The following is a 22,358-nucleotide window of genomic DNA, read 5'->3' as shown; positions in this document are numbered from 1 at the left end:
GGCCGCTCAACCATGCCCAGGCAACGCCTCGCCCTCGCCGTGATCGTGTCCTGCCAGCTGCTGCTCGGCATCGACGCCACCATCGTCAACGTCGCGCTGCCCGGCATCTCCACGGCGCTGCGCTTCGCCCCGGCCGGTCTGGCCTGGGTCCTCAACGCGTACACGATCGCCTTCGCCGGCCTGCTCATGCTCGGCGGCCGGCTCGGCGACGTGCTCGGCCGGCGCCGCATGTTCGTGACCGGCGTGCTGGTGTTCACGGCCGCATCGCTCGCCGCCGCGCTCGCGGAGCGGCCCGGCTGGCTGCTGGCCGCCCGCGCCCTGCAGGGCGCGGGCGCGGCGCTCGCCTCGCCCAGCACGCTCGCGCTCATCACCGGGACGTTCGCCGAGGGGCCGGAGCGCAACCGCGCGCTCGGCGTCTCCTCGGCGGTGATCAGCGGCGGCGCGTCGCTCGGGCTCGTGCTCGGCGGCGTGGTGACCGCCGCCGTCAGCTGGCGGTGGGTGTTTCTGGTCAACGTACCGATCGGGATCGTCATCGTGCTGCTCGCGCTGCGCCGCCTGCCCGAGACCGAGCGCCACGCGGGCCGCTTCGACGTGCCCGGTGCGCTGACCGTCACCGCCGGCATGCTGGGCATCGTGTACGGGCTGATCCGGGCCGCCTCCGCGGGCTGGGGCGACGCCCGGGTGCTCGCGGGCCTGCTCGGCGGCGCCGCCGTCATCGGCGCGTTCGTGGCGATCGAGGCGCGCACCGCCGCGCCGATCGTGCCGCTCGGGCTGTTCCGGGACCGGCAGCGCGCAGCCGGGTACGCCGCGCTCCTGCTCATCGGCCCCAGCCTGATCGGCCCGTTCTTCTTCCTGACCACCTACCTGCAGCAGGTGCGCGGGCTGGGTCCGGTGCCCACCGGCCTGGCGTTCCTGCCGATGACGGCCGGTCTGTTCGCGGCGGCCCGGCTCGTGCCGCGGCTGCTGGCCCGCTTCGGCCACCGGCTCGTGATCGGCTGCTCGCTCGTCACGCTCGTCGCCGCCGGGCTGCTGCTGTCGCGGGTCGGGCCCGCCAGCCCCTACGCCGCCGTCCTCGGGCCGCTGGTGCTCGTCGGGGTGGGCGGGGGCTGCTCGTTCGTCCCGCTGTACAGCCTCATCCTGTCCAGGGTGACCGGGCGCGAGGCCGGCGCGGCGTCCGGGGTGCTGCAGACCACGCAGTGGCTGGGCAGCTCATTCGGCCTGGCCGTGATGGTCGCGGTGGCCGGCGCCTCGGTCACCACCGGTGCGCTGGGTCGCGCCTTCATCTCCGCGGCGGTGCTCGCCTGCGCCGCCCTGGTGCTGCTCATGGCCGTCCTGCGCCCGACCGCGGCGAAGGCCTCAGAACCTGCGACAACGCACTCGGGCTGAATGTTGTGGTGGGCGCCGGCCGGCGGAGGCTGATCCGCCGGCCGGGCCGAAGCCACACCCATGAACGTTCAGTGCTCTTGCGTCAGTTGGAGGCGATGCCGAGCCCGCCGGCGCCGCCGTGGAACTGGGTGCCCTGAGCGAAGGCGGTGTCGAAGCGGGCCTGCAGGGCGTCGAGCTCGCCGAAGCTGGCCTGGTGCGAGTTCTCGCTGCCCTCGGCCGCGAACACGTGGTCGTCGACCTCGGCGCTGTGGCTGTAGTTGGTGAAGTCGGTCGACTCGTAGTGCACCCCACCCGGCTGGCTGAACTCCACGTGGTGACCCTGCGCGAAGTTCGTCGACTCCGCCGCGTGGTGATCCTGCTCGTACACCCCGAACTGGCTGTTGTAGTCCGCCTCGGAACCCTGCGCCTGGTGCAGCTGGTCCAGCGCGCCGTGCTCCTGACCGGCCTCGTAGTGGCCGTAGTCCACGTCCTGGCCGCCGTCGTAGCCGGTGTCGATGTCGCTCATCTGTATCCCCTTGAAGTCTTCGTCCTCGCCGTTGACAAGAACGTTAGGGCTCGCGAGATCGCGTTTGCTCCCGGAAAAGTGCCACCCGGGACGACTGCGCCACTGGGCCATCCGACACTGTCGCATGACACTGTCATCTGACAGTGTCATGAGTGGGATGCGTCGTTATAAGCGGGATGCGTCGCACTGGGCCGCTGGTCTGGGGAGCCGCGGGTCTGGGAGGCGGTCCAGCCATGCGCCCGGCTGCCCTGCGCCCGGCTGCGATGCCGCACAGCAGCACGGAGCGCAGTATGAAGCGCAGTATCGGCGGCGCTGGCAGGCATTAACGTGCTGAGATCGCGCCATCACCGCAGTGGCGCCGATATTGACAGTGTCACGATGACAGTGTCATTATCGAAGGCATGGTCGCTACGGGATGGACGCTCGAGGAGTTGACCGGCAGAGTTGCCGCTCTGCTCGCTGGCACAGCCTACGCGGGGGCGCCGAACGGGCGGGTGCAAAAATTGCCCGACGCCCGAGCGGTTCGATGGTATTCCACCATCGGGCTCGTCGACCGACCCTACATGCGCGGGCGGACCGCGCTGTACGGGCCGCGGCACCTGTTGCAGCTCGTGGCGATCAAGCGACGCCAGTCGCAGGGGTACAAGATCGCCGAGATTCAGGCCGAGCTCGCCGAAGCACCGGATGACGTGCTCTTGCGCATCGCGGACCTGCCGCCAGGGGTGTCCTTCCGGATACCGCGCACTGCGACGGAGCGGCTGGCGGCGATCATGCCGCACTCGGCCGGCCCGCCGCCGCGGCGGTTCTGGACGGAGCCGCCGAGCGAGTACGTGCGGCCGCGGGAGCCGGTGCCGAACGCGGCGACCGAGGACGCGGGCTTGGCGACCGAGGACGTAGGCCCGGCCGCCGGCGACGTGGACTCGGCGGCCGGAGCTGCGCGCTCGGCGACCAGAGGCGCGGGCCCAGGGGCCGAGGACGTGGACTTGGCGGGCGGTGACGTGGGCTCGGCGCTCGGCGATGCGGGCCTGACCACCGGTGACGTTGACTCGGCGGCCGGAGCAGCGCGCTCGGCGACCAGCGATGCGGGCCCGGTGGCCGGTGACGTGGGCCCGGGGGTCGGAGCCGTGAGCTCGGCGGTCGGAGGCGCGGGCCGGGCGGTCGGAGGCGCAGGTTTGGCGGGCGGCGACGTGGACGCGGCGGTCGGGGGCACCACGGAACGGCTGCTGACCGGGGTGCCGCTCGGCGGGGGTGCGGTACTGCTGCTGCCCGCGACGCCCGCCACTGAAGACCTGCCACTGATCCGGGCCGCGGCCCGGGACCTGATGGACCTTCTCGCCGCCCGCGGCCTCGCCGGAGTGACGCCGGAGCAGATCCCCGAGCGGACGTCGAGAACGAAAGAGCCGCCAAAGGCGACAGTGTCACCGAGGGCGAGAGCGGCGCGAGCGACGAGAGAACACACCGAGGCGCAGACCCAGCCGCCGCAAGACGCGACACCAACGACCGAGGCACTGCAGTCGGCGGGGGACCACGACCCGGCGGCGACGACGCGGAAGGCCGCGACGACGCGGAAGGCCGGGGTGGCGCGCGGGAGCGGGGTGGGGCAGCAAAGCGGCACGCAACGGGACGACTTCGACGAAGACCCGAAACCAGCCGGTCCGAAGCAGAAGAGAGGAAGCGCCGCATGAGACTCGCGACGATGACCGACGACGAGGCGCGAGTGGTCGCCGCGCCCACGGACGAGGCCGGGCTGGGTGCGCTGCGCACCGAGCGCGGCAACCTTCCGCTCGACCGGCTCGAGGTGCGGGCCTCGATCACCGGGCTGGTCGCCCGCACCGACCTCACGCAGGAGTTCGTCAACGTACACCGCGAGCCCCTCGAGGCGACCTACATCTTCCCGCTGCCGGACCGCGCCGCCGTGGTGCGGATGGCGATGACGGCCGACGAGCGCGTCGTGGAGGCGGAACTGCAGGAGCGCGGCGCCGCCCGTGAGGCGTACGACACTGCCATCGCCGCCGGGCAGCGCGCCTCGATCGCCGAGGAGGAGCGGCCCGACGTGTTCACCATGCGGGTCGGCAACATCCTGCCGGGCGAGCGCGTCAGCGTGCGGCTCTCGCTCGTCGGGCCCCTGGCCTTCGAGGACGGCGAGGCGACGTACCGCTTCCCGCTCGTCGTCGCCCCGCGGTACATCCCGGGCGGCCTGCTCGACGGTGACAGTGTCGGCGACGGGTTCGCGCTGGACACCGACGCCGTGCCGGACGCCTCGCGGATCAGCCCTCCGGTGCTGCTGCCCGGGTTCCCCAACCCGCTGCGGCTGTCGATCGACGTCGACATCGACCCGGCCGGCCTGCCGCTCGGCGACGTGAGGTCCAGCCTGCACGCCGTTTCCGAAACCGAAAACCGGGTGTCGGTACTGCCGGGAGACCGCGCCAACCGTGACTTCGTGCTGCGCCTGGCGTACGGGGCGGGCACGCAGAGCCTCGCGCTCGCCCCGGACGCCGAGGGAGACGAGGGCACCTACCGGCTGACCGTGCTCCCGCCGGCCGCCGACGCCCCGCCACGGCCCAAGGACGTGGTCCTGCTGCTCGACCGCTCCGGCAGTATGGGCGGCTGGAAGATGGTCGCCGCCCGGCGCGCCGCGGCCCGGATCGTCGACACGCTCGATGCGCACGACCGCTTCGCCGTCCTGGCCTTCGACGACCGGGTCGAGACGCCCGAGTCGCTGGGGACGGGACTGTCCGGCGGCAGCGACCGGAACCGCTACCGTGCCGTAGAACACCTGGCGCGGATGGACGCGCGCGGCGGCACCGAGCTGCTCCAGCCGCTGCTGGACGGCCTGCGCCTGCTCGGCGAGGACGAGACCGAGACGCGCGACCGCGTGCTGGTGCTCGTCACCGACGGGCAGGTCGGCAACGAGGACCAGATCCTGCGTACCGTGTCGACGGCGCTGCGCGGCGTGCGGGTCCACACGGTGGGCATCGACCAGGCGGTGAACGCCGGGTTCCTCGGCCGGCTCGCGATCGCTGGTGGCGGCCGGTGCGAGCTCGTCGAGAGCGAGGACCGGCTGGACGAGGCGATGGACCACATCCACCGGCGCATCGGCGCGCCCGTCGTCACCGGTGTGACGATCGACGCCGAGGGCCTCGAGCTGCTCGACGGCACCCGCACCCCGGCGCGCCTGCCGGACGTGTTCCCGGGCGTACCGTTCGTGGTCGCCGGCCGGTACCGCGGCCCGGTCGCCGGCGCGCTCACCGTCGCCGGCACCACCCGCGACGGCCGGGCGTGGTCGGCGAAGGTCACGGCGGAGCGGCACGACTCCACGGCGCTGAGCGCGGTGTGGGCCCGGGCGCTGCTGCGCGACCTCGAGGACCAGTACGTCACCGGCACCCACGAGACCGCCCCGCTCGAGAGCCGCATCACCGGGACGTCGCTGCGCTTCGGCGTGCTGTGCCGGTTCACGGCGTTCGTCGCGGTGGACAGCCGGATCGTCACCGACGGCGACGAGCCGCGGAAGGTGACCCAGCCGGTGGAGAGCCCGGCGGGCTGGAAGGTGCCCACGCCGGTGCCGCCGCCGCCCCTGCACCCGACGTCCGCGTACACCCTGACGAGCGCCGCGCTGCCCCCGACGGCCGGCGGGCCCCCGCGCCCGGCGATGCCGATGGCGATGCCCGCCCCGCAGCGGTACGGCGGGGGCGCCACCCTCGGCCGCAAGTCGGCCGGGCGCGGCAGCTCGCGCATGATGCGGCCGGCCGGGGCGCCGACCTCCGCGCCGCCCCGCATGGCGCGTGCCCGGGTCGAGGAGGAACGCACGGCGGCCGTCGACGTCCGGGAGCTCGCCGCGCAGGAGGCGGCGCGGCTGCGGGAGGCGGAGGGCCGGCCCGAGTACGAGCGGCGCGAGCTGCTCGAGGACCTGGGCTCGCGGCTGGCGGCGCTGGGGCTCCCGCAGCTGCGGGAGCTGGCGGAGGCCCTGACCCCGCAGGCGGTCGCGGCCCGGCCGTTCGCCGAGCTGTGGCAGTTCGTGCTGGAGGAGCTGGACAAGGCCGCGAGCGCCGCATCGAAGCCGTCGCGCGGCGAGTTCTGGAAGCACTGATCGTCGCACTGGCCCGCGCGGGAGGCCAGGGGTCCGGACCGCCGAGGAGGAGGTCCGGGCCCCTGATCCGCCGGTGAAACCTATGCCGGTGCGGGCCGCAGCGCAGGACGGCGTGCCCTCAGGTCGACGGCCAGACCTCGGCCAGGAGCTTGCGCGTGTCGGTGAGCAGCTGCGGCAGCACCTTCGTGCGGCCCACCACCGGCATGAAGTTGGTGTCGCCGCCCCACCTCGGGACGATGTGCTGGTGCAGGTGCGCCGCGATCCCGGCCCCGGCCACCGCGCCCTGGTTCATGCCCAGGTTGAACCCGTGCGCGCCGCTGACCTTGCGGATCACCCGCATCGCCGTCTGCGTGAACGACGCCACCTCGGCCGTCTCCGGGCCGGTCAGGTCGGTGTAGTCGGCGATGTGCCGATACGGGACGACCATCAGGTGGCCGGGGTTGTACGGGTACAGGTTCAGGATCGCGTAGACCACCGAGCCCCGCGCCACCACGAGACTCTCGTCCTCCGGCAGGCCGGGTGCCCGGCAGAACGGGCACCCGGTCGGCTGGTCGTGGTCGTCGGCGCGGTCCTCACCCCTGATGTACGCCATGCGGTGGGGCGTCCACAACCGCTCCAGTTCGTCGGGTTCGCCGGGGTTCGTCACGCCGGCGACCCGAGCGAGGCCGTGTCGGCGGCGGCCGGCGAACCGTCCGGGGACACGTCCGCGGCGGGGGCCGACGGGCCGGCGTTGGTGCGGGACCGGACCACCGACACGACGTGCGCCACCGCCTCGTCGAGCGGGACGCCGTTGCGCTGCGAGCCGTCGCGGTAGCGGAAGCTGACCGTCCCCGCCGTGACGTCGTCGTCACCGGCGATCGCCATGAACGGGATCTTCTGCTGCTGCGCGTTGCGGATCTTCTTCTGCATGCGCTCGTCGGAGTGGTCGACCTCGACCCGGATGCCCTCCTTGCGCAGGCGGTCGGCGAAGTCGAACAGGTAGTCGGTGTGGTCGGCGCGGATCGGGATGCCGACGACCTGGACCGGGGCCAGCCAGGCCGGGAAGGCGCCCGCGTAGTGCTCGGTCAACACGCCGAAGAAGCGCTCGATCGAGCCGAACAGCGCCCGGTGGATCATCACGGGCTGCTGGCGGGAGCCGTCGGAGGCCTGGTACTCCAGCCCGAACCGCTTGGGCTGGTTGAAGTCCACCTGAATGGTCGACATCTGCCAGGTGCGGCCGATCGCGTCCTTGGCCTGCACGGAGATCTTCGGGCCGTAGAAGGCGGCGCCGCCCGGGTCGGGAACGAGCTCCAGGCCGGAGGCCTCGGCGGCGGAGCGCAGCGCCTCGGTCGCCTCCTCCCAGTCGGCGTCGTCGCCGATGAACTTCGGCGAGTCGTCGCGGGTGGACAGCTCGAGGTAGAAGTCGTCGAGGCCGTAGTCGCGCAGCAGGTCGAGCACGAACTGCAGCAGGGAGCGCAGCTCGCCGGGCATCTGCTCCTTGGTGCAGTAGATGTGCGAGTCGTCCTGCGTCATGCCGCGCACGCGGGTCAGGCCGTGCACCACGCCCGACTTCTCGTAGCGGTACACCGTGCCGAACTCGAAGAGCCGCAGCGGCAGCTCGCGGTAGGAGCGGCCGCGCGCCCGGAAGATCAGGTTGTGCATCGGGCAGTTCATGGCCTTGAGGTAGTACTCCGCGCCCTCGAGCTCCATCGGCGGGAACATCGTGTCGGCGTAGTACGGCAGGTGGCCCGAGGTCTGGAACAGGTTGGCCTTGGTGATGTGCGGCGTGTTGACGAACTCGTAACCCGACTGCTGGTGGCGCTGCCGGGAGTACTGCTCCATCTCGCGGCGGATGATCCCGCCCTTGGGGTGGAACACCGCGAGGCCGGAGCCGAGCTCGTCAGGGAAGCTGAACAGATCCAGGTCGGCGCCGAGCTTGCGGTGGTCGCGCCGGGCCGCCTCCTCCAGCAGCCGCTGGTATTCCTTCAGCGCGTCCCGGGTCGGCCACGCCGTGCCGTAGATGCGCTGCAGCTGCGGGTTCTTCTCCGAGCCGCGCCAGTAGGCGGCGGCGCTGCGGGTCAGCTTGAACGCCTGGATCAGCCGGGTGCTGGGCAGGTGCGGGCCGCGGCACAGGTCGGACCAGCAGACCTTGTCCGACTGCGCGTCGAGGTTGTCGTAGATCGTCAGCTCGCCGCCGCCGACCTCCATCACCTCGGACGTGTCCAGCGCCTGGCCACCGCCGGCACTACCGTCGGACTTCACGTCGACGAGCTCGAGCTTGAACGGCTCGTCGGTCAGCTCCGCCTTCGCCTGCTCCACCGAGTCGAAGCGGCGGCGGCGGAACCGCTGGCCCGACTTGATGATCTCCTGCATGCGCTTCTCGAGCTTGCTGAGGTCCTCCGGGTGGAACGGCTTGTCGACCTTGAAGTCGTAGTAGAAGCCGTTCTCGATCGGCGGGCCGATGCCCAGCTTCGCCTCGGGGAAGACGTCCTGCACCGCCTGGGCGAGCACGTGCGCGGTCGAGTGGCGCAGCACGTTGAGCCCGTCGGGGCTGGACATGTCGACGGCCTCGACCTCGGCGTCGGCCTCCGGCGCCCAGTTGAGGTCGCGCAGCCGGCCCTCGCCGTCGCGGACCACGACGATCGCCTTGGGGCCGCTGGCCGGCAGCCCCGCCGCGGCGACCGCGGCCGCCGCCGTCGTGCCCGCCGTGACCACGATGCGCGGTGGGGCTTCGGAATTCGAGCGCGCTGCGGACACGGGCTGCTCCCAGGGGTCGGTAGGTCGTTTTCACCCCGATGCTATCCACCCGCTCAGCGCAGCGCGGAGAACACCCCACCGGCCACCAGAGCGCCCACGGCGGTGCCGACCACGACCTGCGGCCACGTGTGGTCCTTGAGCTCGACCCGGGACCACCCGATGGCGCCGACCAGCGGCACGACGGTGAGCAGCGGCCAGCCGTACACCAGCGCGAGGATGACCACCGAACCCGCCGCGACCGCCGCGTGGACCGACATCTTCCACCAGTGGTTGACCGCCGCCGCGACGACCAGCCCGACCCCGCCGGCCACCACCGCGGCCACCAGCGCCCGGTGCGCGCCGGCGAGCAGCAGCACCGCGAACCCGGCCAGCACCGAGCCCATCGCGACCAGCAGCGGGACCAGCCGCTGCCGCCGGTCGCCGATGTGGTGGTCGGTGAGCCTGCCGGTGCGCACTCCGCGCAGGATGTAGAGGAACGGCAGGACGCTCTCGAACAGCGCGGCCACCGCGCCGAGCGCCAGGCCGCGGGCCAACCCCGGCTCGCTGTGCACCCCGAGCAGCACCAGCAGTACCGACACGAGCACCGCCGGCGCGAACGCCTCGGTCAGCCACCTGGCGGCCCGTTGCCTGATCATGGCCGCATCCTGTCGACCGCGATCGGCACCCGCCGCCCCGCCACCACATCGACGGCCGTGATCCGCCCGCCCTCGACGGTGAGCCGCAGCACTGCCAGCAGCCGCCCGCCGGGCGCCACGACCAGGCCGGGCGCGCCGTCGACCAGCGCCACCTGCGCGGCCCGGGTGCGGGCGGCGAAGGCGCGGGTCTCCTCGGCCACCGCCCGGGCGCCGTGGACCAGCGCCGGCACGCCGGGCGGCAGCAGCGCCGGGTCGGCCCGGCGCACCACTTCCGGTGCGAGCAACTCCAGCAGCGCGGGAATGTCGCCGGACCGGGAGGCGGCCAGGAACGCCTCGGCGAGCCGCCAGGTCGCCGCGTCGGCCCGCACGGCCGCCGGGTCGCCGCCGTTGACGCGCTCGCGCGCCCGGCTCGCCAGCTTCTTCGCCGCGTCCGGGGATTTCCGCAGTACCCGTGCGATGTCCCCGAACGGCACGGAGAACAGGTCGTGCAGGACGAACGCGACCCGCTGGTCCGGGGAGAGCCGGTCGAGGACGACCAGCAGCGCCAGCCCGACCCGCTCGGCCAGCACCGCCTCGTCGGGGGACGGCGCGGCCGGGGGCTCCGCGGGCAGTGCCACCTCGGCCCGGCGGCGGCGTGCGCGCAGCAGATCGAGGCACTCGCGCGCGGTCACGGTGGTGAGCCAGCCGGTGAGATTGTGCACGTCGCTCAGGTCGGCCCGGGCCGCCTTCAGCCACGCCTGCTGCAGCGCGTCGTCGGCGTCGTCAAGGGAGCCGAGCAGCCGGTACGCGACCGCGCGCAAATGCGGCCGGTCGTGCGCGAACCGCACCTCCAGCTCTTTTCCTTTCACAGGGTCACCTTTCGCACTTTCCGGACGTCATGGGGGGCGACCAAGCCGATGCCCGTGTGCCACTGCGGAACAGGAGACCGTCCGATGAGCCTACAGACCCTTTACGTCGTCGTGGCGTTGACGACCGTGCTCGCCAACGCCGGCATGGCCGTCGCCGACCTCGCCGGCGCCCGGTTCGTGCTGGCCAATTCCGCCGAGGTGGGCTTGCCCCGCTCGTGGGTGCCCGGCCTCGGCGCGCTGAAGGCCGCCGGTGCGGCCGGGCTCGTGCTCGGCCTGGCCGGGCTGCCGCTGATCGGCCTCGCCGCCGCCGCGGGCCTCGTGCTCTTCTTCATGGGCGCGCTGGCCAAGCACGCGCTGGCCGGGGTGTACCACAACATCGCCTTCCCCGGCGCGTTCCTGGCACTGGCCGCGGCCACCCTGGGGCTGGGCCTGGCGACCGGTTAGCAGCGGGGCGAGGCCCTTCAGCCTGAGGCTGTCGCGGCGCCTCAGTCTGAGGCTGTCGCGGCGCCCGGGCGAGACGGCGGCGCGTGGCCGTTCGGGCGACGCCGGGTGATGGTGGCGGTCACCGGAACCGCATGATCCGCTCGAACGACGGGTCGAAGTGCCGCTCCACGCGGACGCGGCCGTCCTGCCACCAGCCGGCGGCCTCGGCGAGGTCGTCGGCGGCGGGGGAGTCGGCGTCGACGTAGTAGTGCAGCGTGCGCGTGCCGCGGCTGGTCTCGTGGGCCAGCAGCACGCCGTCGGTGCCGGCCGCGGTGCTCAGGGCGGTGTCCTCGAACTCGCGCAGTGCCGTCAGCGACTCCGTTTCGGGCAGCCCGACGGCGTCGCGGTGCCGGTACGGCAGTGTGATCGCCACGTGCGTGTCGAAGCGCGGCCAGCGCACCGGTCGCAGGGGCCGCTGCGCCGTGGCGATCACCGGGTTGCCGTCGGGCAGGTCGGCGCTCATCAGGACCCACTGCGGCGTGCTGTACTCCTCCCGCAGTGCCTCCACCGCCGCGGCGAGCTCGGCCGGGTCCGCCGCGCCCGGCGGCTCGTCCGTCTCCCAGGAGATCGCGCCGATCCACTCCTCGACGCCGTCCTCGCCGAGCAACCAGTCCAGGGTCAGGAACGTCACCTGGCCGCGCGCCTGCTCCTCCAGCACGTGGAAGCCGGGGTGATGGGCCACGACGTCGATCTCGGGCGCCTCGCCGTCGCGGGAGAAGGTGAACCGCATGCGCGCCAGGTCGAGCTTGACACCCTGGCCCAGCTCGATCGTCGCCTGGAAGATCTCCGGGCTGGGCTGCCGGGCGGTGTGGTACTCCCACGTCGCGTCCGCGGCCGGCGCGAGGGCACCCCAACGGGCGGCGACCGGCCGCAGCTGCGCGTCGCCGGCGGCGGACACGACCAGCGCGTGCCTGGCCGTCGTACCACTGGAGAACTCCCACTGCAGGGCGGGGTGGATCGCCTCGATCCGCCGGCTGAACTGCGGGGTGAGCCGCCCCCAGTCCCCGGAGGAGATCGCCGCCTCGACGGCCGGCCGGACGGTCGGCCACCAGGCCCAGAAGTCCACGATCGCGCCACCGTCCCCGGCCTTGCGCTTCGACCGCCCGAAGATCACGCCCCCACCCTAACGGCGATCCCACCCGGCACCACCGTTAGACGGAAACAACGACACCAGCCGCCAGCAGCGCGCCCAGCTCCGGCAGCCATCATGGTTGCCATGATCACGGAGTGAACATGCACAAAAAGCAGCACGTTCACTCCGTGATAACGGAGAACCCCGCGCATCGGAAAGAGCCCTGAGGGGCCGGGGCGGAGCGAAGCGAGCGCCAGGCTAGGAACTGCGCGCCCCCGCGTGCTCCTTCTTCACCGCCTCCGCCAGGTGGGCCGGCATCGGGTCGTGGCGGACGAAGGCGCGGCTGAACGTCCCCGAGCCCGAGGTCATCGCGCGCAGCTCGACGGTGTAGCGGATGAGCTCGGTCGCCGGGACCTCGGCGCGCACCAGGGTGCGCTCGTGGCCCGCCGGGTCGGGCTCGTTGCCGAGCACCCGGCCGCGGCGGCCGGACAGGTCGCTCATCACGGTGCCGACGAACTCGTCCGGTACGCGGATCGTCACCTCGTCGATCGGCTCCAGCAGCGTCGTCTGGCCCTGCTCGGCCGCCTCGCGCAGGGCCAGGGCGCCGGCGGTCTGGAACGCCGCGTCGGAGGAGTCGACCGAGTGCGCCTTGCCGTCGAAGAGGGTGACCCGCACGTCGACGACCGGGTAGCCGGCGACCATGCCGCGCTCCATCTGGGTGCGCACGCCCTTCTCGACCGACGGTATGTAGTTGTGCGGCACCACACCGCCGACGATCTTGTCGACGAACTCGAAGCCGGTGCCGCGGGGAAGCGGCTCGACCTTGATGTCGCAGACCGCGTACTGGCCGTGGCCGCCGGACTGCTTCACGTGCCGGCCGTGGCCCTGGCTCGGCGCGCCGAACGTCTCGCGCAGTGCCACCCGCACCGGCTCGGTGTCGATCTCCGCGCCGCCGCCGCGCAGGCGGTCGAGGACCACGTCGGCGTGCGCCTCGCCCATGCACCACAGCACCAGCTGGTGCGTCTCGGCGTTGCGCTCCAGCCGCAGCGTCGGGTCGCCGGCCACCAGCCGGCCCAGGTTCTTGGCGAGGGCGTCCTCGTCGGAGCGGGTGTGGGCCACGACCGCAATCGGCAGCAGCGGCTCCGGCATCTCCCAGGGGGCCATCAGCAGCGGCTCGTCCTTGCCGGAGATCGTGTCGCCGGTCTCGGCGGAGCCCGACTTCGTGACCGCCACCAGGTCGCCGGCGACGGCGTGCGGCACCTCGCGCAGGTTGGCGCCCAGCGGCGAGAACAGGTGCCCGAACCGCTCGTCGGCGTCGTGGTCGGGGTGGCCCCGCTCGCCCATGCCGTGGCCGGAGATGTGTACTGGCTGCTCCGGGCGCAGCGTGCCGGAGAAGACGCGGACCAGGGAGACGCGCCCGACGTACGGGTCGATCGTGGTCTTGACGACCTCGGCGACCAGCGGGCCCCGCGGGTCGCAGCGCAGCGGGGCGTGCGGCTCGCCCTCGACGTCGGTCACCGGCGGCACCTCGTGCTCCAGCGGCGACGGGAAGCCGTTGACCAGCACATCGACGAGCGCGTCGAGCCCGACCCGGGTCTCGGAGCAGACCGGAACGACCGGGTAGAACGTGCCGCGGGCGACGGCCTTCTCCAGGTCGTCGACGATCACCCGCGTCTCGATGACCTCGCCGCCGAGGTAGCGCTCCATGAGCGTCTCGTCCTCGCTCTCGGCGATGATTCCCTCCAGGAGGATGTTGCGGGACTCCTCGATCGCGGGCAGGTGCTCCGGGTCGGGGTCGCGCACCTGCGGCGGGAAGCCGGCCGAGTAGTCGAAGACCTGCTGGGTGATCAGCCCGATGAGGCCCTCGACGCTCGAGCCGTCGTCGCCCAGCATCGGCAGGTACAGCGGCATCACGTTGTCGCCGAAGACCTCCTGGCAGGTCTGCAGGGTCTCGTCGAAGTCGGCCCGATGATGGTCCAGCCGGGTGATCGCCACCGCCCGGGGCATCCCGACGTGGGCACACTCCTCCCACAGCGCGCCGGTCGCCGCGTCCATGCCGTCGACCGCCGAGACGACGAACAGGGCCGCGTCGGCGGCGCGCAGCCCGGCCCGCAGCTCCCCGACGAAGTCCGCGTAGCCCGGCGTGTCGAGCAGGTTGACCTTCACACCGTCGTGCAGCAGCGGCGCGCACGACAGTGTGACGGAACGCTGCTGTTTCACCGCCGCCGGATCGTGGTCGGTGACCGTGGTGCCCTCGGTCACCGAGCCGGCCCGCGAGATCGTCCCGGTCGCTGCCAGCAGCGCCTCGACCAGCGTCGTCTTGCCCGAGCCGGAGTGGCCGACGACGACCACGTTGCGTACCTGGCCGGGGTCATCAACCACCGGTGCGGTGCCGGTGAAACCCTTCTCCTGGACCTTCTGCGCCATCACGCGCCTCCCGAAAGTCTTGCGATACGTGTGAGTAGCCTCACAGTCACGACCTGTTCACCGATCCCACACCCGAAACATCACCGACACAAGACCGCCGGCGCTCCTCCCGACTCCAGGTTTACTCAAGCATCGTGAGCAGTCCCACGTGCCGGTATCCGGCAAGCTCTGCCCCCGTTATCGTGAGAGCGCCATGGCGAAGATCTTCAGCGTAGTCAGCCGTGCCGCAGTGGCGCGCGTGCTCGACCCCGTCGCCGCCGCGCTGCTGCGCGCCGGGGTCACCCCGAACGCGGTCACGGTCGCGGGCACCGTGGGTGTGCTCGTCGGCGCGCTCGGCTTCGCCACCCGCGGCCATCTCATCATCGCGCTCATCATCATCACCCTGAGCTGCTTCACGGACCTCGTCGACGGCTCGATGGCCCGCCAGCGCGGCATCACCAACAAGTTCGGCGCGCTGCTGGACTCCTCGATGGACCGGGTCGCCGACGGCGCGATCTTCGGCGCCGTGGCCTGGTACTACGCGAGCATCCACGAGCTGCGCCCGGCCGCGGCCGCGCTGCTGTGCCTGATCACCGGGCAGGTCGTCTCCTACGTGAAGGCCCGCGCCGAGGGGCTCGGCTTCACCGCGAACGTCGGGCTGATCGAGCGGCCGGAGCGGCTCGTCGGCATCGGCGTCGGCGGCCTGCTGTGGGGCTTCGGCGTGCCCTACGGCCTGGAGATCGTCATGTGGCTGCTCGCCGCGCTCTCGATCGTCACGATCGGCCAGCGGCTCGCGGTCGTGTACCGCCAGGCCCGCGCGGCGGACCCCGGGCCGGACGGGGCACCGTCCGCAGCGAAGTCCGACGCCCGGTGAGCCGCCTCGTCGAGCTCGGCTACGGCGCGGCGTTCGATCTCCTGCCCAGGCTGCCCCGGGGCATGGTCTGGCCGGCGTTCGCGGCCGCGGCGGCGCACGGCATCCGGGGGTACCGCCGCGGAAAACCGGGGAAGGGCACCGCCACCCTCGCCCGGAACCTGCGCCGGGTGGCCGGCGACCAGATGCCCGAGGAGCAGTTCACGGACCTGCTGCACCGGGCCCTGCGCTCCTACGCCCGCTACTACCTCGAGGCGTTCCAGCTTCCCGGCCGCTCCAAGGAGCAGATCCTGGCCGGGTTCCGGCTGGAGCGCGGCGAGCTGCTCGGGCAGCACGTCGCGGCCGGCGTCGGCTCCGTCGTCGCACTGCCGCACGCCGGGAACTGGGACGCCGCCGGGGCCTGGGTCGCCGCCAACGGCTGGCCGATCACCACCGTCGCGGAGCGGCTCAAGCCCGAGAGCGTGTACCTCAGGTTCCTGGCCTTCCGCCGCTCGCTGGGCATGGAGATCCTGCCGCTCACCGGCGGCGACCGCCCGACGTTCGACGTGCTGGAGGAGCGGGTCAAGGGCGGGGCCGTGGTGCCGCTGCTCGCCGATCGGGATCTCACCCCGCGCGGCGTGGACGTCGAGTTCTTCGGCGGCCGGACCCGGATGCCGGCCGGCCCGGCGCTGCTGGCCCTGCGCACCGGAGCACCGCTGTACGTGGCGAACATGTGGTTCGATGCGGATGCGGCCGCCGGCCACCTGGCCGGGCCGGTCCCGATGCCGGGTCCGGACGAGGGATCCCTCGACGTCCGCGTCAAGATTGTTACGCAGCGTGTCGCCGACCGGTTCGCCGAGGGCATCGCGCGGCACCCGGAAGACTGGCACATGCTCCAGCGGTTCTGGCTCGACGAGCCGGCCGTCAGCACCGTGGGCTAGGGAGGGCCGTTGCGTATCGGGATCGTCTGCCCGTACTCCTTCGACGTGCCCGGCGGCGTGCAGAACCACGTCCGCGACCTCGCCGAGACGCTCATCGCGCTCGGCCACCATGTCAGCGTGCTGGCGCCCGGCGACGAGGAGGGCATCACGCTGCCCTATGTCGTGCCCGCGGGCCGGACCGTGCCCGTGCCGTACAACGGCTCGGTCGCCCGCGTGTCGTTCGGGCTGATCTCCGCCACCCGGGTGCGGCGCTGGCTGTCCGCCGGCCGCTTCGACGTGCTGCACGTGCACGAGCCGCTCATCCCGAGCCTGTCGATGCTCGCGGTGCTCTCGGCCCGTGGCCCGGTCGTGGCCACCTTCCACACCGCGATGACCCGCTCGCGCGCCCTCGCCGCTGCGCAGGGCGTGCTGCAGCTGGTGCTGGAGAAGATCACCGGGCGGATCGCGGTCAGCGAGCTGGCGCGCAAGGTCCAGGTCGAGCACCTGGGCGGCAGCGCGTGGGAGATCCCCAACGGGGTGCAGGTGTCGAAGTACCGCGGCGCCGTGCCGCTCGACGGCTGGCCGGGCGAGGGCGGGGCGCTCGGGTTCATCGGGCGCTTCACCGAGCCGCGCAAGGGGTTTCGGTACCTCATGTCGGCCTTCGCCACCCTCGCGCCGCAGCGGCCCGGCCTGCGCCTGCTGGTGGCCGGGCCCGGCGACCCCGACGAGGCCCTGCAGGACGTCCCCGCGGACCTGCGCGAGCGGATCGTGTTCCTCGGCAAGGTCTCCGAGGAGGACAAGGCGCGGATGCTGCGTAGCGTCGACCTGTACGTCGCGCCGAACACCGGCGGCGAGTCGTTCGGCATGATCCTCACCGAGGCGATGGCGGCCGGGACCGCCGTGCTGGCCAGCGAGCTGGACGCGTTCCGGCGGGTGCTCGACGGCGGCGCGGCCGGCGCGCTGTTCCCGGTCGGCGACGCGCAGGCCCTGGCCCGCACCGCCGCCGGCCTGCTGGACGACCCCGCCCGGCGGGCCGCTCTCGCCGCCCGGGGCGCCCAGGTGGTGGCCGCCTACGACTGGCCGGTCGTCGCCGAGCGGGTGCTCGAGGTCTACTCCACCGCCGTCGAGGTTGCCGGAGCGACTGTGCAGGAGTCGGTCCCGTAGGCTGCGCCGCATGTGGTGGGTGATCGCCGTGGTGGCCGCGGTCGTCGTGGTGGCCACCTACCTGACGTGGCTCGCGGCCCGGGTCGACCGGCTGCACGCGCGGGCCGCCGCCGCGTACGCCACGCTCGATGCCCACCTGGTGCGCCGCGCCGTCGCCGGGGTGGCCCTCGCTGAGGCCGCCCAGCTGCCGACGCTCATGTACGCCGCGAAGATCGCCCTGGACGCTCAGCCGGACGATCGCGAGGTGGCCGAGAACGATCTCACCCGGCACCTGCGCGGCGGGCTCGGAGCGCCGCCGTCCGACGTGGTGGACTCGCTGGTCCAGATCAGCCGCCGGGTGGCGCTGGCCCGCCAGGTGCACAACGACGTGGTCCGCGACGCCCTGGCCGTGCGCCGCCGGGCCCTGGTGCGGCTGTTCCGGCTGGCCAGAAAACACCCCGTTCCTGCCTACTTCGACGTCGACGACCCATCGCTGTCGTGAGTTGTGGGCCGCCGGGTTGTCATTGGCCGTGGGGCCGCAGGGTGGTCCGGGCGTAAACTTACGGGTGAATCCCGGCTTTCCCTGTTAGGAGTGCGTCGTCGTGTCCTCACCCACCTCGCCCGTCACCGGCACCGCCCGCGTGAAGCGCGGCATGGCCGAGATGCTCAAGGGCGGCGTCATCATGGACGTCGTCACCCCCGAGCAGGCCAAGATCGCGGAGGACGCCGGCGCCGTCGCGGTCATGGCGCTCGAGCGGGTCCCCGCCGACATCCGCGCCCAGGGCGGCGTGTCCCGCATGAGCGACCCGGACATGATCGACGGGATCATCAGCGCCGTCTCGATCCCGGTGATGGCGAAGGCCCGCATCGGGCACTTCGTCGAGGCCCAGGTGCTGCAGGCGCTGGGCGTCGACTACATCGACGAGTCCGAGGTGCTCACCCCGGCCGACTACGCCAACCACATCGACAAGTGGGCGTTCACGGTGCCGTTCGTCTGCGGCGCCACCAACCTCGGCGAGGCGCTGCGCCGCATCAACGAGGGCGCCGCCATGATCCGCTCCAAGGGTGAGGCCGGCACCGGCGACGTCTCCAACGCCACCACCCACATGCGCAAGATCCGCGCGGAGGTCCGCCGGCTGACGTCGCTGCCCGAGGACGAGCTCTTCGTCGCGGCCAAGGAGCTGCAGGCGCCGTATGAGCTGGTCAAGGAGGTCGCCGAGACCGGCAAGCTGCCCGTCGTGGTGTTCACCGCCGGCGGCATCGCCACCCCCGCCGACGCGGCGATGATGATGCAGCTCGGCGCCGAGGGCGTCTTCGTCGGCTCCGGCATCTTCAAGTCGGGCAACCCTCAGCAGCGCGCCGCCGCGATCGTCAAGGCCACCACGTTCCACGACGACCCGGACGTCATCGCCAAGGTCTCCCGCGGCCTGGGTGAGGCCATGGTCGGCATCAACGTCGACGACATCCCGCAGCCGCACCGCCTCGCCGAGCGGGGCTGGTGACCGCCTCCGTGATCATCGGTGTGCTCGCCCTGCAGGGCGATACCCGCGAACACCTGCACGCGGTCGCGTCGCTGGACGCGATCGGCCGCCCGGTGCGGCGCGTCGACGAGCTCGACTCCGTCGACGCACTGATCATCCCCGGCGGGGAGTCCACCACGATGAGCAAGCTGGCGGTCGAGTTCGGGCTGCTGGAGCCGATCCGCAAGCGGATCGGCGCCGGCATGCCGGTCTACGGCTCGTGCGCCGGGATGATCATGCTGGCGTCGACGATCCTCGACGGCCGCCCCGACCAGGTGCCCTTCGGCGGCATCGACATGACCGTCCGCCGCAACGCGTTCGGCCGCCAGGTCGACTCGTTCGAGGGGTCCGTTGACATTTCGGACATCGAGGGTGGTCCGTTCCGGGCGGTCTTCATCCGGGCCCCGTGGGTCGAGTCGGTGGGGGACTCGGTAGAGGTACTGGGGCGTGTGAGGGATGGTCAGGCCGCCGGTAGGATTGTCGCGGTTCGGCAGCAGCACCTGCTCGCGACGGCGTTCCACCCCGAGCTCACCGGCGACCTACGCGTCCATCGGTATTTCGTGGAGATGGCTCGCGAGGCGGGTAACACGACGGAGGGTTAGGCATGTCGGGGCACTCCAAATGGGCGACCACCAAGCACAAGAAGGCGGTCATCGATGCCAAGCGTGGGAAGCTCTTCGCCCGCCTGATCAAGAACGTCGAGGTGGCCGCCCGCACGGGCGGCGGTGACCCGGCCGGCAACCCGACCCTCTTCGACGCCATCCAGAAGGCGAAGAAGAACTCGGTCCCCAACGACAACATCAACAACGCGGTCAAGCGCGGCTCCGGCCTCATCGGGGGCGGCGCCGACTGGCAGACCGCGATGTATGAGGGGTATGGCCCGAACGGCGTCGCCATCCTCATCGAGTGCCTGACGGACAACCGCAACCGGGCCTCGACGGAGGTGCGGGTGGCACTGACCCGCAACGGCGGCTCCCTGGCCGACGCGGGCAGCGTGTCGTACATGTTCACCCGAAAGGGTGTCATCATCGTCCCGAAGGCCGGCGAGCTCACCGAGGACGACCTGCTCCTGGCCGTGCTCGACGCGGGCGCCGAGGAGGTCAACGACCTGGGCGAGTCCTTCGAGATCATCTCCGAGGCGTCGGACCTGGTCCCGGTGCGCACCGCCCTGCAGGACGCCGGCATCGACTACGAGTCCGCGGAGTCCTCGTTCGTCCCCAGCGTCACCGTACCGCTGGACGAGGAGGGCGCCCGCAAGGTCTTCAAGGTCATCGACGCCCTGGAGGACTGCGACGACGTCCAGAACGTGTACGCCAACTTCGACGTCTCGGACGAGGTCATGGCCCTGGTCGAGGCCTGAGCACCATGCTTCGCCAAGGGGCGCCCACGATGGTGTGGGCGCCCCTTTGGCGTTTGATCAGTAGCTGGTGGACGGTTCACATGGCGGTCCGCCGCCAGGCGAGCAGAAACTCGCGATAGAGAAAGCGCTGCACGGGGCTCCCGGTGGCCTTGAGCTGCTTACCGGCCGAGCGCAGTCCGAGCCACATCCCACCGACCTTCGGTACACCCGGGACGGACTCCGCGACCGATGCCACGCCGGCGACCAGTTCGCGCTCGACGGGCGACAAGGTCACTTGACGCAGCCCGAGCCGTTCAAGGAGCTGCCGCCGGACTCCGTCGATGTCCCGAGCGATCCGCAGGTAATCCTCGTCGGTGACGCATCGCTCGATCGCCCGTCGAAGCTCGGTGCTGTGTTCGCGATATTGCTGAATACGGGCCGTCACGAGACCGATCCACGCGTCTTCGCCCAGGCTGTGCCCAGCCTCGTCCGGGTGCCAGAGCCGCCCGCCCAGCAGTGGAAGCTCCAGTTCCAGGAGTTCTGCGCGGCGACTGTGTTCGTCCCCGGCGGCGGCGCTGAGTGACGTCTTGATGCCGCGGATCAGCTGGATGGTCTCGAAGACGAACTCGTCGCTGGCGCCCCGGCTCTGCAGGTCGAACGTGATGAGAAAGTCACGTCGAAGTGGATGGGACTGGTAGATCACTTGGGCCCCGTCGGCCCTCGATCGGTATTTCAACCCGCGAGCCAGCGTGGCCATGACGTACTTGGCCTCATCTCGCGGCGCCACGCTCTCGATCACGCCACCGAGAAACGCACCGGCATGTCGTGCCCAGTGGCCGAACCCATCCTCTTCGATACCGTCAGAAGTGTTGATGCGATCCTGGTGATGTCCTGGGATTCTGACGTGTCCGGCCTGGAAGTCGGCCCAGCCCCGGATGCGATGGGACAGATCGTTGCGAGGTCTGCTCCGCAGTTGGTCGTCGACCTTCAGTGTCTGCTCGATGAAGGCGATGACACTGCGAGTGCCGGTGCCACTTTGCAGCCTGGCAAGCGCGCTCTGCTCTATTGCCAGCGCTTCGTCCCATTGGGCTGGATTCAGGTGGAGCGGCTCGATCAGTCCGGCGGACATGAGGCTGCGAAGAAGCCGCGGGCGCTCGCCGAAGTCGACCTCGCGCGGATCGGCGAGGGTGGGATGCGGTACCACCACCTTCGACATGAAGACGATGCTCTGTATCAGTTCCACGAAGCATTGACGGGCGAACGGATCCAGCGGCTTGGCGCCACGGTTCTGGGCAAGAATGAACTCTTCGGCGCCGATGATCGTGGTGACATCGATCAGCACCGTCGTGGCCCGGGGAGCCGTCACTGGATGTCCAGGAACCATCGGACTACCTCCGGCGGCCCCATGACGGTCGAATCGAGTGTTGGTTCGACCGCGTGGAGCAGATCCGCGTCGAATGGCGTCCGCGGGTTGCCGTCGAGGTCCACCCGTGTGAGGCCGAAGGCCGCCCCCAGGCACAGGCCGGCGGCTCCGTCCCAGAGCTTCTGACGTTTCCGCGCGAACAGCTCGAAGCTGGGCAACCGCAGGTCAGACACATGCGAGAGGTCGATCGCGGTCCGAACCATGTCGATGGTCTGCGAAGTGGTGCTCGTCTTCAGCGTGAAACCGGCAGCTCTCATTGCCGCTTCATAGGCGCGCGGCTGCGATCCCGAGCTCCGTGTCACGGAGGCGTGACGCCGGCCGTCCGCTGCCTGCGCGGCCGACGCCGGCTTGCCGTTCACGGTGATCTTCCGATTGGTGGCGTCGGTCACGATCGAGAGCGCGGTCCGGTCGTAGCCCAGCTCGGGCGCCAGGACGAAAGCACCGGTAGGCTCCCCTCCCTCGATGAGGCAGACGACGGCACAGAACTCGCGTCGGTCAGGTCGAACGAACTCGGCGGTACCGTCGATCGGGTCGACGATCCAGGCGCGGTTCGCCGCGCCGGTGGCCTCCGTCCGGGTGGCGTCGGTGTTGCCCGACTCTTCGGCGATGATCCACGGATTCGGGTCAAATGACCGGATAGCGTCGATAATGAGTGCCTCGATGCGCAGGTCTGCCTCGGTGAGCAGCGTTTTGTCTTCCTTCTCCGAGACACGCAATGTCGACAGTCGATCACGATATCGCGTGAACTCCGGAAGGAGCGTGCTCTGGAGCGCCTGCGAGAATTCGTGGATCATCGGGATTCCTCCGTTGGGCGACGGGGATTACGATATTGCCGAGAGGCGCAGTTGTTCATCGTAGCCGCAACGGTTGTAGGAAAGGGGCGGCTGTGCTCGTCCCCAGCGTCACGGTACCGCTGGACGAGGAGGGCGCCCGCAAGGTCTTCAAGGTCATCGACGCCCTGGAGGACTGCGACGACGTCCAGAACGTGTACGCCAACTTCGACGT

The 22,358-nt window shown here is 71.5% G+C and carries 19 protein-coding genes and 2 pseudogenes; 12 read left to right on the top strand and 9 right to left on the bottom strand.

Going from position 1 to position 22,358, the window contains the following annotated elements; all coding sequences use genetic code 11:
• The first annotated feature begins 12 nt into the window (after nucleotides 1–12).
• The gene (locus ABT297_RS32585) at nucleotides 13–1,386 is read left to right on the top strand and encodes an MFS transporter (RefSeq protein ID WP_350556251.1); all 1,374 of its coding nucleotides are present in this window, start codon (nucleotides 13–15) and stop codon (nucleotides 1,384–1,386) included.
• Between the two features lie 82 nt (nucleotides 1,387–1,468).
• Here ABT297_RS32585 and ABT297_RS32580 read toward each other — a convergent pair whose 3' ends face one another.
• Nucleotides 1,469–1,891 (bottom strand): hypothetical protein, encoded by a 423-nt coding sequence (locus ABT297_RS32580; protein ID WP_350556250.1) that lies wholly within the window; start codon nucleotides 1,889–1,891, stop codon nucleotides 1,469–1,471.
• Nucleotides 1,892–2,292: 401 nt separating this feature from the next.
• Here ABT297_RS32580 and ABT297_RS32575 point away from each other — a divergent pair, with 401 nt between their 5' ends.
• Together ABT297_RS32575 and ABT297_RS32570 are read left to right on the top strand one after the other, a co-directional pair.
• A complete protein-coding gene (locus tag ABT297_RS32575) occupies nucleotides 2,293–3,576 on the top strand; it encodes a helix-turn-helix domain-containing protein (RefSeq protein ID WP_350556249.1) in 1,284 nt (427 codons plus the stop codon).
• Nucleotides 3,573–5,978: a VIT domain-containing protein gene (locus tag ABT297_RS32570; protein ID WP_350556248.1), complete on the top strand. Its 2,406-nt coding sequence runs from the start codon at nucleotides 3,573–3,575 to the stop codon at nucleotides 5,976–5,978. The genes ABT297_RS32575 and ABT297_RS32570 overlap by 4 nt, the downstream gene beginning before the upstream one ends.
• Before the next feature lie 118 nt (nucleotides 5,979–6,096).
• Here the strand turns inward: ABT297_RS32570 and ABT297_RS32565 are convergent, their stop codons facing one another.
• The 4 genes and pseudogenes from ABT297_RS32565 to ABT297_RS32550 form a co-directional block, all read right to left on the bottom strand.
• The gene (locus ABT297_RS32565) at nucleotides 6,097–6,570 is read right to left on the bottom strand and encodes an HIT family protein (RefSeq protein WP_350556275.1); all 474 of its coding nucleotides are present in this window, start codon (nucleotides 6,568–6,570) and stop codon (nucleotides 6,097–6,099) included.
• A 122-nt stretch (nucleotides 6,571–6,692) separates the two neighbouring features.
• Nucleotides 6,693–8,714, bottom strand: a pseudogene (thrS, locus tag ABT297_RS32560) (threonine--tRNA ligase); the annotation flags it as partial.
• Nucleotides 8,715–8,767: 53 nt separating this feature from the next.
• Nucleotides 8,768–9,349: a phosphatase PAP2 family protein gene (locus ABT297_RS32555; RefSeq protein ID WP_350556247.1), complete on the bottom strand. Its 582-nt coding sequence runs from the start codon at nucleotides 9,347–9,349 to the stop codon at nucleotides 8,768–8,770.
• On the bottom strand, nucleotides 9,346–10,197 hold the full coding sequence (locus ABT297_RS32550) for a sigma-70 family RNA polymerase sigma factor (protein ID WP_350556246.1): 852 nt from the start codon (nucleotides 10,195–10,197) through the stop codon (nucleotides 9,346–9,348). Before ABT297_RS32550 ends, ABT297_RS32555 begins: the two co-directional genes overlap by 4 nt.
• A gap of 84 nt (nucleotides 10,198–10,281) precedes the next feature.
• On the opposite strand from ABT297_RS32550, the gene ABT297_RS32545 reads away from it, so the two are divergent.
• The gene (locus ABT297_RS32545; protein WP_350556245.1) at nucleotides 10,282–10,641 is read left to right on the top strand and encodes a DoxX family protein; all 360 of its coding nucleotides are present in this window, start codon (nucleotides 10,282–10,284) and stop codon (nucleotides 10,639–10,641) included.
• A gap of 118 nt (nucleotides 10,642–10,759) precedes the next feature.
• Here the strand turns inward: ABT297_RS32545 and ABT297_RS32540 are convergent, their stop codons facing one another.
• Together ABT297_RS32540 and ABT297_RS32535 are read right to left on the bottom strand one after the other, a co-directional pair.
• Nucleotides 10,760–11,794, bottom strand: a complete 1,035-nt coding sequence (locus ABT297_RS32540; RefSeq protein ID WP_350556244.1) for a DUF695 domain-containing protein — start codon at nucleotides 11,792–11,794, stop codon at nucleotides 10,760–10,762.
• Nucleotides 11,795–12,010: 216 nt separating this feature from the next.
• Nucleotides 12,011–14,179, bottom strand: a complete 2,169-nt coding sequence (locus tag ABT297_RS32535; RefSeq protein WP_350556243.1) for an elongation factor G-like protein EF-G2 — start codon at nucleotides 14,177–14,179, stop codon at nucleotides 12,011–12,013.
• A 193-nt stretch (nucleotides 14,180–14,372) separates the two neighbouring features.
• On the opposite strand from ABT297_RS32535, the gene pgsA reads away from it, so the two are divergent.
• The 7 genes from pgsA (at nucleotide 14,373) to ABT297_RS32500 (ending at nucleotide 19,951) form a co-directional block, all read left to right on the top strand.
• Complete coding sequence (gene pgsA, locus ABT297_RS32530; RefSeq protein ID WP_350556242.1) at nucleotides 14,373–15,032, top strand: phosphatidylinositol phosphate synthase; 660 nt, start codon at nucleotides 14,373–14,375, stop codon at nucleotides 15,030–15,032.
• Nucleotides 15,029–15,949: a phosphatidylinositol mannoside acyltransferase gene (locus tag ABT297_RS32525; RefSeq protein ID WP_350556241.1), complete on the top strand. Its 921-nt coding sequence runs from the start codon at nucleotides 15,029–15,031 to the stop codon at nucleotides 15,947–15,949. Before pgsA ends, ABT297_RS32525 begins: the two co-directional genes overlap by 4 nt.
• A gap of 9 nt (nucleotides 15,950–15,958) precedes the next feature.
• Nucleotides 15,959–17,092, top strand: coding sequence for a glycosyltransferase family 4 protein (locus ABT297_RS32520; RefSeq protein WP_350556240.1), 1,134 nt, complete (start codon nucleotides 15,959–15,961; stop codon nucleotides 17,090–17,092).
• 10 nt (nucleotides 17,093–17,102) lie between these two features.
• Complete coding sequence (locus tag ABT297_RS32515; protein ID WP_350556239.1) at nucleotides 17,103–17,573, top strand: hypothetical protein; 471 nt, start codon at nucleotides 17,103–17,105, stop codon at nucleotides 17,571–17,573.
• Between the two features lie 100 nt (nucleotides 17,574–17,673).
• Nucleotides 17,674–18,573: a pyridoxal 5'-phosphate synthase lyase subunit PdxS gene (gene pdxS, locus ABT297_RS32510; protein WP_350556238.1), complete on the top strand. Its 900-nt coding sequence runs from the start codon at nucleotides 17,674–17,676 to the stop codon at nucleotides 18,571–18,573.
• Nucleotides 18,570–19,193, top strand: coding sequence for a pyridoxal 5'-phosphate synthase glutaminase subunit PdxT (gene pdxT / locus ABT297_RS32505; protein ID WP_350556237.1), 624 nt, complete (start codon nucleotides 18,570–18,572; stop codon nucleotides 19,191–19,193). The genes pdxS and pdxT overlap by 4 nt, the downstream gene beginning before the upstream one ends.
• Nucleotides 19,194–19,195: 2 nt before the next feature.
• Nucleotides 19,196–19,951: a YebC/PmpR family DNA-binding transcriptional regulator gene (locus tag ABT297_RS32500; RefSeq protein WP_350556236.1), complete on the top strand. Its 756-nt coding sequence runs from the start codon at nucleotides 19,196–19,198 to the stop codon at nucleotides 19,949–19,951.
• Between the two features lie 76 nt (nucleotides 19,952–20,027).
• Here the strand turns inward: ABT297_RS32500 and ABT297_RS32495 are convergent, their stop codons facing one another.
• Nucleotides 20,028–21,272 (bottom strand): hypothetical protein, encoded by a 1,245-nt coding sequence (locus tag ABT297_RS32495; RefSeq protein ID WP_350556235.1) that lies wholly within the window; start codon nucleotides 21,270–21,272, stop codon nucleotides 20,028–20,030.
• Nucleotides 21,273–21,292: 20 nt separating this feature from the next.
• Nucleotides 21,293–22,147 (bottom strand): inositol monophosphatase family protein, encoded by an 855-nt coding sequence (locus ABT297_RS32490; RefSeq protein WP_350556234.1) that lies wholly within the window; start codon nucleotides 22,145–22,147, stop codon nucleotides 21,293–21,295.
• A 95-nt stretch (nucleotides 22,148–22,242) separates the two neighbouring features.
• Here ABT297_RS32490 and ABT297_RS32485 point away from each other — a divergent pair.
• Nucleotides 22,243–22,358: pseudogene (locus ABT297_RS32485) on the top strand (YebC/PmpR family DNA-binding transcriptional regulator); the annotation flags it as partial.

It is taken from the genome of Dactylosporangium sp. NPDC000555 (assembly GCF_040300025.1).
Lineage (GTDB): Bacteria > Actinomycetota > Actinomycetes > Mycobacteriales > Micromonosporaceae > Dactylosporangium.
Note: the sequence above shows the minus strand (reverse complement) of the source record. Positions and strands in the feature narration are given on the sequence as shown.